The organism is Nocardioides phosphati (genome assembly GCF_014646375.1).
In the GTDB taxonomy this organism is placed as follows: domain Bacteria; phylum Actinomycetota; class Actinomycetes; order Propionibacteriales; family Nocardioidaceae; genus Nocardioides; species Nocardioides phosphati.
This window is the reverse complement of sequence record NZ_BMNI01000016.1, coordinates 11248-26958: the sequence shown is the minus strand read 5'-3', so window position 1 is coordinate 26958 and position 15711 is coordinate 11248. Positions and strand designations below refer to the sequence as shown.

Sequence of the window (15711 nt, the reverse complement as noted above, 5' to 3'; positions counted from 1 at the left end):
GCGTCCCCAAGTTCTTGGGGGCCGCATCCATTTCCAGCCGCGGCGCGCTTCGGTGCGGAAGGATGCAGCCCGTGGCAACGATTCACGAGGTACTCGCGCAGCTCCGTACAACCGCTCTCGACGAGCGCGACAAGGGCGATAAGTTCGAGCGCCTCATCCGCGCCTACCTCACCACCGAGCCGGAGTGGACCGCGAAGTTCAGCGACGTCTGGCTCTGGAGCGAGTGGCCCGGCCGAGTGGGTCGCCCCGACACGGGCATCGACATGGTCGCCGCACACCGCGATCGCGACGACCTCGCCGCCATCCAGTGCAAGTTCTACGACGAGCACAAGCACGTCGCGAAGGCCGACATCGACTCCTTCGTCGCCTCCTCCGGCAAGGCCGAGTTCAGCGCCCGCTACATCTTTGACACCGCCGGCGGCTGGTCGAAGAACGCCACCGACGCCCTCGAGGGCCTCGCCGTACCTGTCCAGCGCGTCGACATTGGCTACCTCGACGACGCCCGTGTCGACTGGAGCCAGTTCTCCTGGTCGACCCCCGAGGTCGTCGTCGCCAGCGGCCCCAAGACCCTGAGGCCCCACCAGACCGTCGCCCTGGAAAAGGTCCGGGCCGGGCTGGGGGAGTACGACCGCGGCAAGCTGATCATGGCCTGCGGCACCGGCAAGACCTTCACCTCACTCAAGATCGCTGAGGAGCTCGTCGGCGCCGGCGGATCGGTCCTTTTCCTCGTCCCGTCCATCCAACTCCTCTCGCAGTCGCTTCGCGAGTGGATGGCCCAGGCCGACGTCGACATCCGCCCCTTCGCGGTGTGCTCGGACGTGCGCGTCGGTCGCAAGACGACCGACGACCCTGAGTTCTCCACGATCGAACTCACCGAGCCCGCCACCACCGATGCGGTGACCCTGGCCGCCCGCATGACTGCGGGCAAGCGGGCCAAGGAACGGATGACGGTCGTCTTCGCGACCTACCAGTCGATCGACGTGGTCGCCGCGGCGCAGCAGGCGGGCGTCGGAGACTTCGACCTGATCATCTGCGACGAGGCGCACCGCACCACCGGCGTCACCCTCGCCGGCGGCGACGAATCGTCGTTCGTGCGCGTGCACGACAACAACGTCATCAAGGCCCGCAAGCGGCTCTACATGACTGCCACCCCCCGCGTCTTCGGCGACGAGGTCAAGCGCCGTGCGACCGACGCGGAGGCGATCCTCGCCGACATGGGCGACGAGGAGACCTACGGTCCCGAGCTGCACCGCCTTGGCTTCGGCGATGCCGTCGAAGCCGGCCTCCTGACCGACTACAAGGTCCTCGTGCTCGCAGTCGAGGAGCAGTACGTCGCGGAGAACTTCCAGCAGGCGATGGCGAACAGCGGCGAGATCGCCCTGGGAGACGCAGCCAAGCTCCTCGGCTGCTGGAACGGCCTGGCTAAGAACTACGGCAGCGCCGACCTCGCGAGCGACAACCGCATCCCCATGCGGCGAGCCGTCGCGTTCGCCAAGGACATCCGCGCCTCCAAGCAGGCCGCGGCCTCATTCCCGGTCCTGGTCGACCGGGCCCTCCAGGAGGAGATGCCGAGCAACGCGCTGCCGCTCCGCGTCGAGACCCGGCACGTCGACGGCACCATGGGCATCCACGAACGCAACAGTCACCTCGCCTGGGTGAAGGAGGATGCGCCCGACGACGTCTGTCGCATCCTGACCAACGCCAGGTGCCTCTCCGAAGGCGTCGACGTTCCCGCCCTCGACGCGGTCCTCTTCCTCACGCCCCGAGGGTCGCAGGTCGACGTCGTCCAGTCCGTCGGCCGCGTGATGCGCAAGGCCCCGGGCAAGGAACTCGGCTACATCATCCTTCCCGTCGTCGTCCCCGCCGGCATGGCTCCCGAAGACGCGCTGCGTGACAACGAGCGGTACCGGGTCGTGTGGCAGGTGCTCCAGGCACTTCGATCGCACGACGACCGCTTCCACGCGATGATCAACCAGATCGAGCTCAACAAGACCCGCAACGAGCGCCTGATCATTGACAACGTCACCCCACGCGACGAAGACGAACGGAACGGCGGGGGAGAGGGCCCCAGTGACCAGTACGGCGACAACCTCGAGCTGACGTTCGCGTTCGACGGTTTCCGCGATGCCATGTACGCCCGCATCGTCCAGAAGGTCGGCGAGCGCCGCTACTGGGAGACCTGGGCCAAGGACGTCTCCGAGATCGCCGACCGGCACAAGGTCCGCATCCGCGCCCTCCTCGCTAACCCCGACTCCCCGCAGAGCAAGGAATTCGCCCAGTTCCTCAAGGGATTGCGCGCCAACCTCAACGACGGAATCAGCGTCGACGACGCGATCGAGATGCTCGCCCAGCACCTCGTCACCCGGCCGATCTTCGACGCGCTCTTCGGCCACAGTGGATTCGTTTCGACGAACCCTGTCGCCCGGATTATGGAGCTGATGCTCGCCTCGCTCGACGAAGTCGACATGTCCGCCGAGCGCGAGAACCTCGAGCCGTTCTATGCCTCCGTTCGTCGAAGGGTCTCCGGGGTCGACAACGCCGAAGGCAAGCAGCGCATCCTCGTCGAGCTGTACGACAAGTTCTTCGCCACCGCCTTCAAGAAGACGGTCGACAAGCTCGGCATCGTCTACACGCCGATCGAGATCGTCGACTTCATCCTTCGCTCCGCTGACGCGGTCATGCGCCAGGAGTTCGGCCGCGGCCTCACCGACGAAGGCGTCCATGTTCTAGACGGCTTCACGGGTACGGGCACGTTCCTTGTGCGGCTTCTCCAGTCGGGTCTGATCGAGCCGCAAGACGTGGCTCGCAAGTACGCATCCGAGATGGCGGGCCAGGAGATTCTGCTGCTGGCTTACTACATCGCCGCGGCCAACCTCCAGATGGTCTACGAAGACCTAACGGGGGAGTCCCGGCCGTTCCCGCACCTCGCGCTGGCCGACACTTTCCAGGCGGCTGAGGATGACGATCAGAGGGACCTCGACGTCTTTACTGAGAACAACGACGTTCTCGAAGCCATCGAGGCGATGAAGATCGACGTCATCGTCGGCAACCCGCCCTATTCGGCGGGGCAGGACAGCGCGAACGACAACAACGCGAACGAGGTGTACCCGACGTTGGACGGGGCGATCCGCCGTGACTATCTCTCGGAGCGGTCGCGCGGCGGCAACAACGCGATGTTCGACTCCTACATTCGGGCCATTCGCTGGGCGACCTCGAAGCTTGGCGAGCGGGGCGTCATCGCGTTCATCACTAACGGCGGATTCCTCGATTCGAATACAGCCGATGGGATGAGGAAGTCCCTTGCCGCAGAGTTTTCCTCAATCCACATCTACAACCTGCGCGGAAATGGTCGGGTCGGCGGTGAGGAAGGGCGTCGCGAGGGAAGGCCACTGTTTGAGTTCGCGGGCTGGGGTGTCGACGGCAAAGAACTCAAGAGTTCTAAGGGGGGCTCGCGGGCAACGATCGCGATCACGGTACTTGTTCGGAATCCAGAGGCAGCCACGCGTCGGCTTCGGTACCGGCAGGTTGCCGACTACCTGACTGCTGGGCAGAAGATCCGCGAGGTCGAGGCGGCCGGTGACATCGTTCAGGCGGATTGCGTCGAACTCGTTCCGAATGAGCACGGTGACTGGCTCGACCAGCGCGACACCTCTTTTCAGCGGCACATGCCCGTCGGGGCGAAGCATGGAGCCGACCTCGGTGCGCCCACGATCTTCGAGACATACACCCGTGGGCTGGAGACAGGGCGCGACGCATGGGTCTATAACTCCAGTCGCTCCTCGCTGGAGGATTCCGTCAGGAGGACGATCGGCGCGTTCAACGATCAAGTTCGGGGGTTTCAGGAGCACAGGGAGCGGACCCGGACGACCGCGAAGCCCAAGGATCTCGTACCGGACTTCATTGACCTGGACCCGACGAAGATCTCGTGGACGCTTAGCCTCAAGAATCGGCTCGCCGCTGGCCGCAACGTCACTTTCGAGCGCGAGCACCTTGGCGGAGCCATCTACCGGCCCTTCTTCAGGCAGACCGTGTATTACGACGGTGGCCTGAACCATATTCGCGGTCAGTTGCCGCGCATCTTTCCAACTACAACCATGCGCAACTTCGGCTTCTACCTAACCGCCGCGGGGTCGGGCCACCCCTTCTCTGCTCTGGCGTGCGACCTGATCCCGGACCTCGCACTGTGGGGCTCGGGTAGTGGCCAGTACTTCCCCCGCTGGCGGTATGAGCAGGTTGAGGAGGATGCCGCGGGCCTGGAGCTCGGCCTCGACATCGAGGGCGGCTTGATTGATGGCCACCGGCAGATCGACAACGTCACCGACGAGGCGCTGGCGAATTTCGTTGCGGCATACCCGGCTGAGGCGATCACCAAGGATGACATCTACTTCTACGTGTACGGCTTGCTTCACTCTCCGACTTACCGCGTGACCTTCGCTTCGGACCTGAGGAAGATGCTGCCAAGGATCCCGTTTGTAAGGAACTTCCGTGGCTTCGTCGACGCTGGCCGATCACTGAGCGACCTGCACTTGGGCTACGAGACCGTTGACCCGTACCCGCTCGCGGGGCTGGACATCCAGCCGATCGGCGACCCCTATGCGTTCTTCGCGGTCGGCGACAGAAAGATGGCGTTCGGGAAGTCCGGCAAGGAGAAGGACCGGACGACGATCGTCTACAACGACCGGATCACGCTCTCCGGGATCCCCGAAGAGGCGTACCAGTACATGCTCGGGAGCCGGTCCGCGATCGAGTGGATCATCGACCGCTACTACGTGAAGACCGACAAGGCGTCCGGGATCGTCAACGACCCGAACGACTGGTCGCGCGAGGTTGGCGACCCGCGCTACATCATCGACCTCCTCGCCCGCGTCGTGACGGTCAGCGTGGAGACGATGAAGATCGTCGACTCGCTGCCGCCGCTCGAAGTGATTCCCGAGGCGTAGCGGGTGACCCGCCCCTAGATCGGGGGAGTGGTCTGAAGGACCGGCGAGAGCCGCTGGGCCTCTGGGATCGCCTCTTGCAGCGCTCGGAGTCGGGAGATGCCGATTCGGCGTTGGCCGTTCTTCGCGGCTTCTCCGGCTGCCTCCCAGACGGGCGCTGCTGGTCCGTTGTAGATGACGTTCGCCGATCCATCGCGCTCAATCCGAAGCGCGACGAGGAAGTCGGGGAGGGTGTCGAAGTGCGCCTGGAGCGAGATCCCGTTCCCTTGGGTGGCCTTGATCTCTACGGTCTGATCGCCGAGCTTCGCGTCGTAGCTCTTGTTGGACGCCGGCATCAGCTCGAGCCCGAACATCGCGGCCGCGAGGACTTCGCCGATCGAGCCGACCAGGTGACCGTCGGGCGTGAAGTGGCGGCCTTCGTGGAGCGCCTCGAGCTCGGCGACGATCTCGTACAGGCGCGTCACCAGGCCGGCGATCTCGGTGCTCATGCGACGACTTTAGGGATGGCGCTCGGCCTGTGTGTCTGGTTCTGACCTCTCTTGCCAAGGGGAGTGGTTCAGCCCGTATAATGTGATGTAAGTCTATGGGAGTAATGTCATAACGTTGATTATCGGTGACATATCATCTAGTTGGGTGGGGCTCGCGCATCCCTACTCCTTGCCTGACCGCCCGCGAGCGCAACGGTCTGCCGCCGGGAGTGCCGCGATGTCCCCAGCTCGCGAGCCGAGCGGTGGCGAGCTCGCCCGTGATCAGAGTTGAGTGGTGACGAATCCGTAGATCACCCAGGAGAAGGCAGCGACGATCACCAGGGCCACAAAGATGAGGAGCGCGATGTAGGCAGCGCTGCTCGTCTTGCTCGGCTGCCGCATCTCCAGAAGCTCGCCGGTCTCGAGATTCTCGAGGCGGGACACCTCCAGTCGCCCGTCGTTGAACACCGCAGGTACCGCGATCCAGTCGCCGTGCTGCGGGGTGCTTCCCGTCAGGCCGACGCCACGCATTGCAACTACGTACCGCGATCCATCCTCTGCGCGGATCCGCAGAATGACGGCACTCCGACTCGCGCGTTGTAGGGCAGCGGCGTAGTCGGCACCTACGCCTCCCGCCTCGGCTCGCTGCTCAACCAGTTCGACCTGGCCGACAATCAAGCGCCCCGTCAACGCGCGGGGACGACGCGCCTGCTGCGAGTTCGACGCCATCGAAGGGGCCTGACGGGTATGGCTGGCCGCGGGCGGCCTCGGGATATCCGCACCGAGTGCCGCGAGCGCGGCTTCGGCCTCGCGGTGGCCGGGCTGGGCGGTGCAGGCCTCCGTGAAGCGCGCGATGGCCGATGACACCTCTCCACGTTGCTGATGGATCCAGCCCATAAGGAATACGACGTTGGGGTGGGCTGGATCTGCACTTCTAGCCCGTTCCAAGGTCTCGAGCGCTTCGTCGTACTGGGCCCTGGCGGCCGCCGCGCGGGCGATGCCGTAGAGGGCTTCAGCGGTATCGGCCCCGGCCTCTAGGGCCTGTTCGTAGGCTCGCGAGCTGTCTGCGTAGCGGCTCTCCTTGTAGAGGCGCTGCCCTAATTGAAGAAAGTCGCTCATCTGTCTAGCCGTCCATGCTCGCGTCAGCGTCGCCGGCGCCGCCCTGGCTGGCGCCGCCGTCTGAGTTGGTGGCCGGTGGCACCTGCTGGCCCGCGTCGGCCGGCGGCACTTGGCCTGGGTCGGCCGGCGGTACCTGCTGGCCCGGGTCGGCCGGCGGTACCTGCTGGCCTGGGTCGGCCGGCGGCACTTGGCCTGGGTCGGCCGGCGGTACCTGCTGGCCCGCGTCGGCCGGCGGCACTTGGCCTGGGTCGGCCGGCGGCAGCTGCTGGCCCGGGTCGGCCGGCGGTACCTGCTGGCCTGGGTCGGCCGGCGGCACTTGGCCTGGGTCGGCCGGCGGTACCTGCTGGCCTGGGTCGGCCGGCGGCACTTGGCCTGGGTCGGCCGGCGGCAGCTGCTGGCCCGGGTCTGCCGGCGGCACCTGCTGGCCTGGCTCGGCCGGCGGCACCTGCTGGCCCGCGTCGGCTGGCTGCTTCCCACCGTCGTGCTGCGTCGCAGCGGCAGGCTGGAGAGGCGCTGCTTTGCCAGTGGAACTAGGCGTTAAACCCGGCTGGGTGCCGGGCGCGTTGGGCGGGTGGCCTAGTTCGTAGACCTTCCAAATGTTCGTTGTCGCCACACTGATAACGCTCGCTGCTCCGCCAGCGATGGCAGCGACCCTTACCCAGTCCGTTCCGCCCGGTGGCGGCTCTCCGCCGCCCGACGGACCACCTGTCCCGGGTCCCGGACCCGGGGTAGCCGGAGTCGCGGGAGCGGGAGCCGGGGATGCAGGTTCCGGGACGGAGCTATCTGGCTCTGGGGCCGGCGGAGTGGCAGGTCCAACGGAGTCGCCGCTCATGGTCATCAATCCCGCGATGCCGGCGGCCGTCGCTCCGACGGTCAGGGCCTCGGCGGCGGCGGCCGCTAGGCTGCCGCCTTCGACCGCAGTCGCAAGCAGTGCTAGCGCACCTCCGCCAGCTGCGGCCGGTGCGGCAACGACTGCGAGGGTGGTAACACCGAGCACGGCTGCACCGATAGCAACCGCTCCAAACACGGTGTCGTTCGCGCTTGGCGGCGATCCTGCCATCAGGATCACTCGCCTCGATAGATGCGGCGGAGAGCAGCGTCGGCGTCCGCGTGGGCTGGATCAATCGCCAGCGCCGAGCAATACAGCGACTTTGCTCGCGGCATGTTGCCCGAATGACGCTCGGCGATCTCCCCGAGAAGGTAGAGGGATTGGGTGTGCGCTGGGAAGGCAGCCAGGCCGCGCAGCAAGGCACTCGCCGCATCCTCGGCGCGACCCTCGTGCATCAGCTGCCTCGCCTCTTCATAGGCGTTCGCAGCGGCGCTCCGTTGCGAATCGATCATCGCTTGTGTGATCTCGGCCATCGGAAGTCCTTACGTGCGACTGGTCGCCGGGGGGCTGACGACCGACAAGCACCACATGTCCCGAGACATGGTGGCCAGGGGCCCAAGGGTCTCCGGCAGAGGCCTGTGACCGTCGACACGAGCGTAGGACCTCGGAAGCCATGTCGTCATCCCTTGGATCTCGCCGCCGCGAGGGTGCGGCGGAGAAGTAGAAGATCGAACATATATTCGACTAGGCTGCCGGCATGGACGCCGCCCCGATGCCACTCCCGTGCGCAGTCGGGCTGCAGTTCGACATCGGCGGCCAGATCTCACCAGCCCTGCTGCTCGAGTGGAAGCAGGCACCCGACAAGCGGGGTCGGATGATGTGGTGGGGCCTGGTGGCCTTCGCGCGACCATCGATCGCGCACCCGGCGATTCCGTTCACGCTGACCGTCGAGTGGGTACCTCCCACCGCGCTGACAGGGGTGCCGCGCGGTCGCATGTGGACAGGCCGGAAGGACAGCGGTACGAGCTCGGCCGACTCTCCCACTGCGCGATCGGTCTGAGAGAGTCCTCGGAGAGGGGCGGGGGCAGCGCGGACGGGGAAGCCGCTCTCCCCCGCCTCCTTCCTAGGCGGCGTCGACGCGGCTACCGTCGCGATCGACAGCAACCTCACTCGGAAGGACGGCAGCACATGGCGGGCAAGTTCGAGGTCTACGAGGACAAGGCCGGCAAGTACCGGTTCCGGCTCAAGGCCGGCAACGGCGAGGTCGTCGCGACCGGCGAGGCCTACGAGACGAAGGGGGCCGCGATCAAGGGCACCGAGGCGGTGCAGCGCGCAGCCGACGGCGCCACGGTCGTCGAGGTCTGACCTACCCAAGGCACAGCGAGGAGGGCCGGAGCTCACGCTCCGGCCCTCCTCGCTGTCACTACAGCTCGCGCTCGTCGGGAAAGAGCTCCGGCGGCGGCGCCTCGTACGGCAGTGGCATACCGCGCTTCGAGGTCTCCTCGGAGTCTCCGAACGGGCCGTAGTCGGAGAACAGCACGCCGAGGTGGTAGTCGGCGTGGTCGCGCAGCCACACGCTCATCCCCGTGGCCGGGTCGAGCCGCAGCGCTTCCCACGCCCGCCAGATCGCGGTCAGCCGCACCACCGCCTCGGGGTGCTCCCACCAGGTGGCGATCCAGCGCTGAGCGCTGCCACCGGCGCCGATCTTGCGGCGGTAGGTCGGCACGATGAACTCGCGCACGAATTCATCGACCGACCCGTAGTAGAGGGCCGGCTCCTCCTCGACGCGCGGCGCCGGAGCGTCCTCCGGCTCAACGTCCCAGCCAGCGAGCTCGCTCATCGCGCTGCCTCCTGCCACCGGCGCCCTGCCGCTTCGGCAGACTCCACGTCCACCGCCGTGTCGCGGATCGTCTTCTCTGCTTGCGGGTCGTGGGCCCGGATGGAGGCCCGGACCGCATCGGCGGCCGGTCCCTCGGTCCAGGGCAGCGTCTCGACGAGTGTTGCCCGGTTCCCCGACGACAACACGATGGCGCGGCCCTTGGGCAGCGCCTGGAGGTCGTCGACGTCGAGGATCCGCTCGCGCTGCAGGCTGCGCGAGGTCGAGACCCCGGAACCGAACATGCCGGCGTTCGCCTTGGTGGACGTCGATCGGGCGATGAGGTCGTACTTGCCGATGAGCTTGGACAGTTGCTCGAGGAAGCCCTCCTCCTTGACGCCGCCGCCGTAGATGGCGACGTTGGAGGCCGACCAGAGCTTGTTCATGCCCTCGCGGCCCCAGACCACCTCGCCTTGGGCCCAGGACTGAAGGATCGTCAGCAGCACGATCCCCTGGGACCCGAAGAAGGAGTAGAGGTCCGGCAGGTCGCGCCAGCGGCAGACGTTGGCGGCCTCGTCGAGGACGCCAACCAGCGGCATGGCCAGCCGGCCGCCCGGCTGGGTCTTGGCGAGCTCCTCGGCCGCTTCCACTACGGCGACCGTGAGCGCCGTGACGAGCGGGCCAGCCGAGCCGCGGCCTTCACGGGAGAGGCTGTAGAGCGTGCCGCCTTCACGGAGGAACGCGGCCGGGTCGAAGTGCCGGCGGCGGGTGCCGTCGTCGGTGACCCACTTGAGCACCGCGCGGTTGGTCAGGCAGGAGGCCATCTGCTGCGCGGTGCCGTAGACACCGCCGCGCTGCTTCTCCGGCGACTCGATGACACCGAAGACCAGGTCAGCCATCATCGGCTGACCGTTCGCCCGGAGGATGTCGACCGGAGTGTCGTCGTGCGGGCGGGTGAGCCACCGGTACACCTCGGTCAGCGGCCGCTTGTCCAGCGCCGCGGCGAGCAACAAGCCCGCGAGCAGATCGCGGGCCGCGGGCTCGAAGAACGCATCCGTCTTCGCGTCGGCCGCCCTCGAGCCGGCCGCGAAGTGGCCGGCGAGCGTGGAGGCCTTCACCTCATCGGTGACGTAGGACAGCGGGTTCCACCACCAGTCGGTTGGCTCCTCCCCGGCTACTCCTTGCGGGTCGAAGACCCACACCTCGCCGTGCGTGGCCGCACGCACGTCGCGGGTCGCGTCGACGATGTCGCGCTTGTTCGACGTGGCGATCACCGGACCCGGCGCTGCCAGGATCGACGGGATCGCGTAGCAGAGCGACTTACCGGTTCGGGGTCCGGCGATCAGCGTCATCACGTCCTCCCAGGAGGCGTAGAGCCGCTGCCGGCCCGCCACGGTGCGCCCGACCGCGAGACCGGGGGCCTCGGACTTAACGCCCCACCGCTCGGCCTTCGCCCGAGCCTCCTTCGCGGAGATCCCTTCGACCTCGCGGCCCTTGCCGAGGTAGGTCGAGGTCCAGTCCACGCGGGTGCCCTTGCCACGGCGGCCGGTGGCCGCCCGGTAGACGATCAGCGCCAGCGCTGCGAGCAGCACGGCGCCGATGCCGAACACGATCCACGACTCCGTCGGCCATGCCACTGAGCCGTCGAGGACGCCGAAGAACACCGCCCACGGGTCCGTGGGCGTCTTCTCGATGCCGGCGAGCTCGTGGCCGATCCGTACGCCGGCGTAGACCAGGACGAGCGCGGAGACGATCGCGCCGATCGCCACCCACAGGGCGACGGCTTCGCCGAAGCCGCCGGGCTGGTTTCGGCGGTTCGAGCCGCGGGCCATGCTCACGACAGTGCCTCCTGGTCCTCGAGCGTGCCGATGCGGGACTGTTCCTTCCACAGACGGTTGGTGTCGTGGACGTGCCGCTCACGGTTGGTGAGCTGCACCTGGAACGGGATGCCGGGCCGGGAGCCGACCTTGATCAGGAAGTTGCCGAGTCCCGGAGGCGTGGCCTCCGCGCCGGTTTCGGGATCCCACGCGGCAGGCTCCTGCCACTTCATCAGCAGGCCCTGCTCGGCCTGCGAGACCCGCACGACCTTCGACAGCAGCGGCATCTCCGCTGCCGGCAGACCGCCCAGGACGACCATGCCGGACCGCTCGACCAGACCGCGGGCCTTCATCCGGTCCTCCTCGGTCACGAGCGAGTCGAGGTCCTTCATGGTGTGGGTGATCATCATCTGCCCCACCCCCCAGCCGCGGTTCAGTCGGGTGATCTGGTCGTACCGCTCCACCATGCCCGGACCCGAACGCAGCGCCTGGTGGATCTCGTCCATCGCGATGATGTAGTGCCGGCGAGGCTCCAGACCCGCTTCCGCGAGCGTGGAGGCGATCGCCACCTGCCCGAAGCCGGTCGACCACGACGCCAGCAACGCGGCCGCGCGGAGCGCGTCCTGCGACTGCTGGATGCCGGAGAGGTCGAAGACCACCGGCCGGTCGCGGCGCATTGGCCTCGACGTCGGACGCGAGAAGACACCCGACCCGAGTCGGGACGACCTGATCAGACCCGAGAGCGCTACCTCGAGCAGCTCGGTGATCTGCTGGTAGCGGCCCATGTCGCCGCGGTCCAGCGCCACCTCACGGAGCCGATCGGGCGCCTTGCGGATCAGCTCGAGCAGGTCGCTGATCACCGGTGCATCTATGCCCGACTCGTCGAGCATGTCGAGCGCCTCGGAGATGATCGAGTCCTCACGATCCTCGAGCGGCTTGCCCGCCCGCTGGATCGTCACCAGCGCCTCGATCAGCGCGGCACGACGGCCCTTGGAGTCGGCGAGCAGCTGCTCGCGCAGCTTCACCAGGCGCGCCTTCTCCGCAGGATCCTCGGTCGCTTCTTCGGCACGCCGCAGCCGGCCGGCGGCCTCGACGACCTCGGAGTTGTCCATGACGTTGAGCGACCCGCGACCGGGGCCCAACGGGATCACGTCGCCGCCGAGCTCCTCGATCAGGTCGACGTAGTCCGGGCGAATGTCGCCCAGGACCAGGGGGATCGAGCCGTAGCCAGCGAGCCCAATCAGGATCCGACGGACCAGCGTGGACTTGCCCAGGCCGGGCAGGCCGAGCACGAACATCGACGGGTTGCGGATCAGGCGGGCGCGCTGGAACCACGAGATCGGGTCCGCGCACACCGTGGCGCCTGACAGCAGGTGCCGGCCCAGCGGGACGCCGATGACCGGCGTGCCCGCGCCTACCCCGAAGGGGTAGAGGCCGCAGACCTGCACCGTCGTGCCGCGCCACTCCGCGGCCGGCTCGACCAGCACCGACTCCCCCGCACCGGGGCCACGCCAACCACGCGGCCCCGGGCGCAGCACCGTGGGCCCGGCCTTGGGCGTCTTCTGGCCGAGCATGACCCGGTACCAGAACCACGCCAGAGGGCCGCGGCGCCGCGGCTTGGTGGTGGCGCTCATCAGAGCTTCTCCTGCCACTCCGCCGGCACCTTCAGGTGACGCGGCAGGATCAGGCCGAGCGGCAGGCACGCGGCGAAGGCCGAGTCCTGGGCGCCGTTGACGAGCCGGAGCTTCAAGCGGGCCGTGGCCGACAGAGAGTCCACGGTCGCTCGAGCGTGCGGAGCGTGCGCCGGGTTGTTCACCGTGGCGGTGACCAGCATGGCGAAGTTCACCAGCCCGGCACCCGAGGCCTCCTCGGCCGCGGTCGACGCAGCGTGGCGCAGCGCCAGCTGCTCGCGCGCGGTCGGCTTCGTCGACGCGGTCACGCGGAACTCCGCGGCCCGCTGGTCCGACTCGACCAGGCCCGCGGCCCGCGCTGAGTCGATCGGCCGGTACAGCAGGGTGACGCGCTTGCGGACGATCTCCGGGTGCGGCTGCAGCAGCCGGTCCAGCACGGACGACTGGACGTGGCCGCGCGGGGCCTCCGACATCGCCCAGGTGATCGAGTACGCGCCGTCGTGGCGGTACCCGTCCCAGAACGCCTGCGCGGCCGACGGGCCGCAGTCGGGCCACTTGAGGTCGACCGTGCGCCCCTCGGCGTACTCGGCCTCGATGATCGGGCCGGCCGAGGGGTCGTACGCCACTCGGATGACCTCGCACAGCCGCTGCGCAGTCATCGCCCGGGCAGCGCCGGCGCCGGTCGAAGCCAGTCGGCTCGTCAGAGCCGGGAGCCGAGCTGCGAGGTCGCGGCCCATCTCCTCATCGGAGCGCTTGCGCCCGTCGATCCGCGACAGCGCAGAGAAGCTGATCGTGAGGTAGGCCTTCACCGTCGACGACCCAGCCGGGTACGTCTCCATGGTCTCGGCCAGCACCTCGCGGGCGAACTCCGGAGCGTTCGGGTCCATCCGGCCCGTCACCTCCCGGCGCAGACGTGCGCCGGAGTCGGGGGCCGTCTCAACGGTCACCGACGCTGCCTGGACACCGGGCTCATCGCCCAGCGACGCCAGCCAGGCGCCCCAGTCGGCAACGCGGTTGTCGACCTCCTCGACGTCGACGAGCGCCGCGCCCTCAGGCTCGGCGGCAATGACGACCGTGTACGTCGTGGTCTGGGGGCAGTAGAGCATCGCGAACTTCTGCCCGTAGGCGTCCTCCTGCTCGGTCAGCCGGAGCGGCGCCGCCAGACCTGGCAGCTGGTAGGTGCCCCACGCGGTGCGGCCGAGCGGGCCGGAGCGATACAGGTGCGAGCCCTGGCGGCGAGCCCACCACCACGACGCGCGCGCTCCCCCACGGGTGAGCGCGTTGCGGCCGTGCTTGTCCTTGCTCATGATCGCCAGCAGCAGAAGGCCGACCAGCGCCCCCACGATGATGGCGCGGAGAAGGCCGGCGAACATCGCGGTGAAGATCACCAGCGCCAGGCCGCCGATCATGATTCCGGTACCGACCGAGCCGAGGCCCATCAGGCCTCGGGACTGCGGTCGACGCCAGTTGCCGTACGTCCGGATCGGACGCACCGGGTCGATGCTGGTCATCAGCCCTGTCCCCCTTCGCTAGGTGCCGCGCCTTGTGCGGCCTGTGTCACGGCGCCCGCAGCGCCCTGCGCTGCTTGTGCGGCGCCTTGCGCCGCGGTGATCGCCAGAGTTGCGCCTCCGGTCGCTGCAGCTGCAGCACCCGACGCCGCTGCGCCACCAGCCGCTGCGCCGCCGCCCGCTGCCGCGCCACCACCGGTCCCGCCGCCAGCCGGGGCGCCCGAGGGACCGGTCTTCCCGGCGGTTCCCGCCGAGCCGGGTCCGCTCGAGGTGCCGCCAGAGGTCGGCATCGAGGAGCCGGAGGCCTGGCCGGCACCGCCACCGCCCGAGGCCGACCCACCTCCCGACGAGGAACCGATCCGACCGAGCGCCGACACGGCGCCGGTCGCCGGGGCAGCCACCATCGCGGCCGTCATCGCGCCGCTGCCGCTGCCGGCGACCGCCGAGACCGCGGGGGTCACGAACTTCATCAGGGCCGGGAGCGCGACGATCGCGATGATCATCAGCATCACGCCGGCGAGCGAGGAGACGATGCCCTTCTCGTCGTCCTTGAAGATGTCGGTCCCCATCAGCTGGAACGCCGTGGCGTAGACGGTCGCGGCGGCCGGCTTGTAGAGCAGGAACGCGATCAGCCAGCCGACGTTCTTCTTGAACCAGCCGCGACCGGCCTCGGTGTTCGTCATCGCCGCCGACAGCGGCAGCAGGCCAGTGAGCAGGACCAGCATCGCGCCGCGCGCGACCATGAGCATCATCTGGATCAGGGATGCGATCAGGGCGATGAAGCCCAGGACGATCGTCAGGAAGACGCCCATCGCCGGCGTCCCGGCGGCGGAGGCGAAGGTCAGCCACTCCCCCACCCGCTCGCCGAAGCAGGTGGTTCCGGAGCAGTCGAGGGACTCGACGATGATCCACTTCGCGAAGGCATCGCTCGAGGCGACGAGGATGCCGATGACCGGCACCGCTGCCGACGAGATCAGGCCCAGGCGGATCAGCGAGGCGACGAGATCCTTGCCCGGGTCCGCCCGCTGCTCCCACGCCATCTTGGCTCCGCCGATGATGATCGAGAGCACCGCTAGGGCCAGGACGTAGTACCAGAGCCCGTTCTGAATGAACCCGACTGTCGTCGAGGCACCGCGGTCAGACGGCCGGGACTTCATGAACGCCCCGACCAGAGTCGAGGCGCCGGAGATCAGGATGACCGCGATCAGCGTGCGGCCGATCCGGGCGATGTCCTCCCCCGCCTCGGTGTGCCGATGCGGGAGTGCCAGCCGCACGCCGGCGACCATCAGCGACAGCACGCAGATGCCGAGGCTGACCCAGACGACCCAGCCGAGCACGGTCTCGATGCCCTGCTGGCCAGGCGGAGTCGACCCGATCGTGGTCGTGTCGCCGCCGGTCAGGTTCGGGGTGCCGATGTTGACCCACAGAGTCCCCATCGAAGCGATCGCGTTGCCAACCGCCTGCTGGATCGAGTTCATCAACTTCTCGATAGCGCCGTTCGCAACGCTGCTGGCGATCGCGCCAGGCGCGTTGAGGATCGGGTCAAAGGGGTTGGGAAGGTCGACTGCCGTCACGAGGCCGGACATG

The 15711-nt window shown here is 68.2% G+C and carries 12 protein-coding genes; 4 read left to right on the top strand and 8 right to left on the bottom strand.

Annotated features, from left to right (window positions below):
- Positions 1–71 precede the first annotated feature (71 nt).
- On the top strand, positions 72–4940 hold the full coding sequence (locus IEX47_RS17215; protein ID WP_229662967.1) for a DEAD/DEAH box helicase: 4869 nt from the start codon (positions 72–74) through the stop codon (positions 4938–4940).
- Positions 4941–4954: 14 nt separating this feature from the next.
- Here IEX47_RS17215 and IEX47_RS17210 read toward each other — a convergent pair whose 3' ends face one another.
- Together IEX47_RS17210 and IEX47_RS17205 are read right to left on the bottom strand one after the other, a co-directional pair.
- Positions 4955–5425, bottom strand: a complete 471-nt coding sequence (locus IEX47_RS17210) for a DUF6998 domain-containing protein (protein WP_188785312.1) — start codon at positions 5423–5425, stop codon at positions 4955–4957.
- Positions 5426–5686: 261 nt separating this feature from the next.
- Positions 5687–6523, bottom strand: a complete 837-nt coding sequence (locus IEX47_RS17205) for a tetratricopeptide repeat protein (protein WP_188785310.1) — start codon at positions 6521–6523, stop codon at positions 5687–5689.
- A gap of 109 nt (positions 6524–6632) precedes the next feature.
- Between IEX47_RS17205 and IEX47_RS17200 the strand changes: the two genes are divergently transcribed.
- Complete coding sequence (locus IEX47_RS17200) at positions 6633–7064, top strand: hypothetical protein (protein WP_188785308.1); 432 nt, start codon at positions 6633–6635, stop codon at positions 7062–7064.
- Positions 7065–7588: 524 nt separating this feature from the next.
- Here the strand turns inward: IEX47_RS17200 and IEX47_RS17195 are convergent.
- A complete protein-coding gene (locus IEX47_RS17195; RefSeq protein ID WP_188785305.1) occupies positions 7589–7885 on the bottom strand; it encodes a hypothetical protein in 297 nt (98 codons plus the stop codon).
- 224 nt (positions 7886–8109) lie between these two features.
- Here IEX47_RS17195 and IEX47_RS17190 point away from each other — a divergent pair, with 224 nt between their 5' ends.
- Complete coding sequence (locus IEX47_RS17190) at positions 8110–8412, top strand: hypothetical protein (RefSeq protein WP_188785303.1); 303 nt, start codon at positions 8110–8112, stop codon at positions 8410–8412.
- 128 nt (positions 8413–8540) lie between these two features.
- Positions 8541–8717, top strand: a complete 177-nt coding sequence (locus IEX47_RS17185) for a YegP family protein (protein WP_188785301.1) — start codon at positions 8541–8543, stop codon at positions 8715–8717.
- Between the two features lie 58 nt (positions 8718–8775).
- On the opposite strand, the gene IEX47_RS17180 is transcribed toward IEX47_RS17185, so the two are convergent.
- Genes IEX47_RS17180 through IEX47_RS17160 form a run of 5 tightly spaced genes read right to left on the bottom strand, consistent with a single transcriptional unit; the run spans position 8776 to position 15710 of the window.
- The gene (locus tag IEX47_RS17180) at positions 8776–9192 is read right to left on the bottom strand and encodes a DUF4913 domain-containing protein (protein WP_188785299.1); all 417 of its coding nucleotides are present in this window, start codon (positions 9190–9192) and stop codon (positions 8776–8778) included.
- Positions 9189–11000: a type IV secretory system conjugative DNA transfer family protein gene (locus tag IEX47_RS17175; RefSeq protein ID WP_188785362.1), complete on the bottom strand. Its 1812-nt coding sequence runs from the start codon at positions 10998–11000 to the stop codon at positions 9189–9191. Before IEX47_RS17175 ends, IEX47_RS17180 begins: the two co-directional genes overlap by 4 nt.
- A 2-nt stretch (positions 11001–11002) precedes the next feature.
- A complete protein-coding gene (locus tag IEX47_RS17170; RefSeq protein WP_188785298.1) occupies positions 11003–12619 on the bottom strand; it encodes a putative type IV secretion/conjugal transfer ATPase in 1617 nt (538 codons plus the stop codon).
- Positions 12619–14127 (bottom strand): SCO6880 family protein, encoded by a 1509-nt coding sequence (locus tag IEX47_RS17165; RefSeq protein WP_188785295.1) that lies wholly within the window; start codon positions 14125–14127, stop codon positions 12619–12621. Before IEX47_RS17165 ends, IEX47_RS17170 begins: the two co-directional genes overlap by 1 nt.
- Positions 14127–15710 (bottom strand): hypothetical protein, encoded by a 1584-nt coding sequence (locus IEX47_RS17160; RefSeq protein WP_188785293.1) that lies wholly within the window; start codon positions 15708–15710, stop codon positions 14127–14129. Before IEX47_RS17160 ends, IEX47_RS17165 begins: the two co-directional genes overlap by 1 nt.
- Position 15711: the final 1 nt, after the last annotated feature.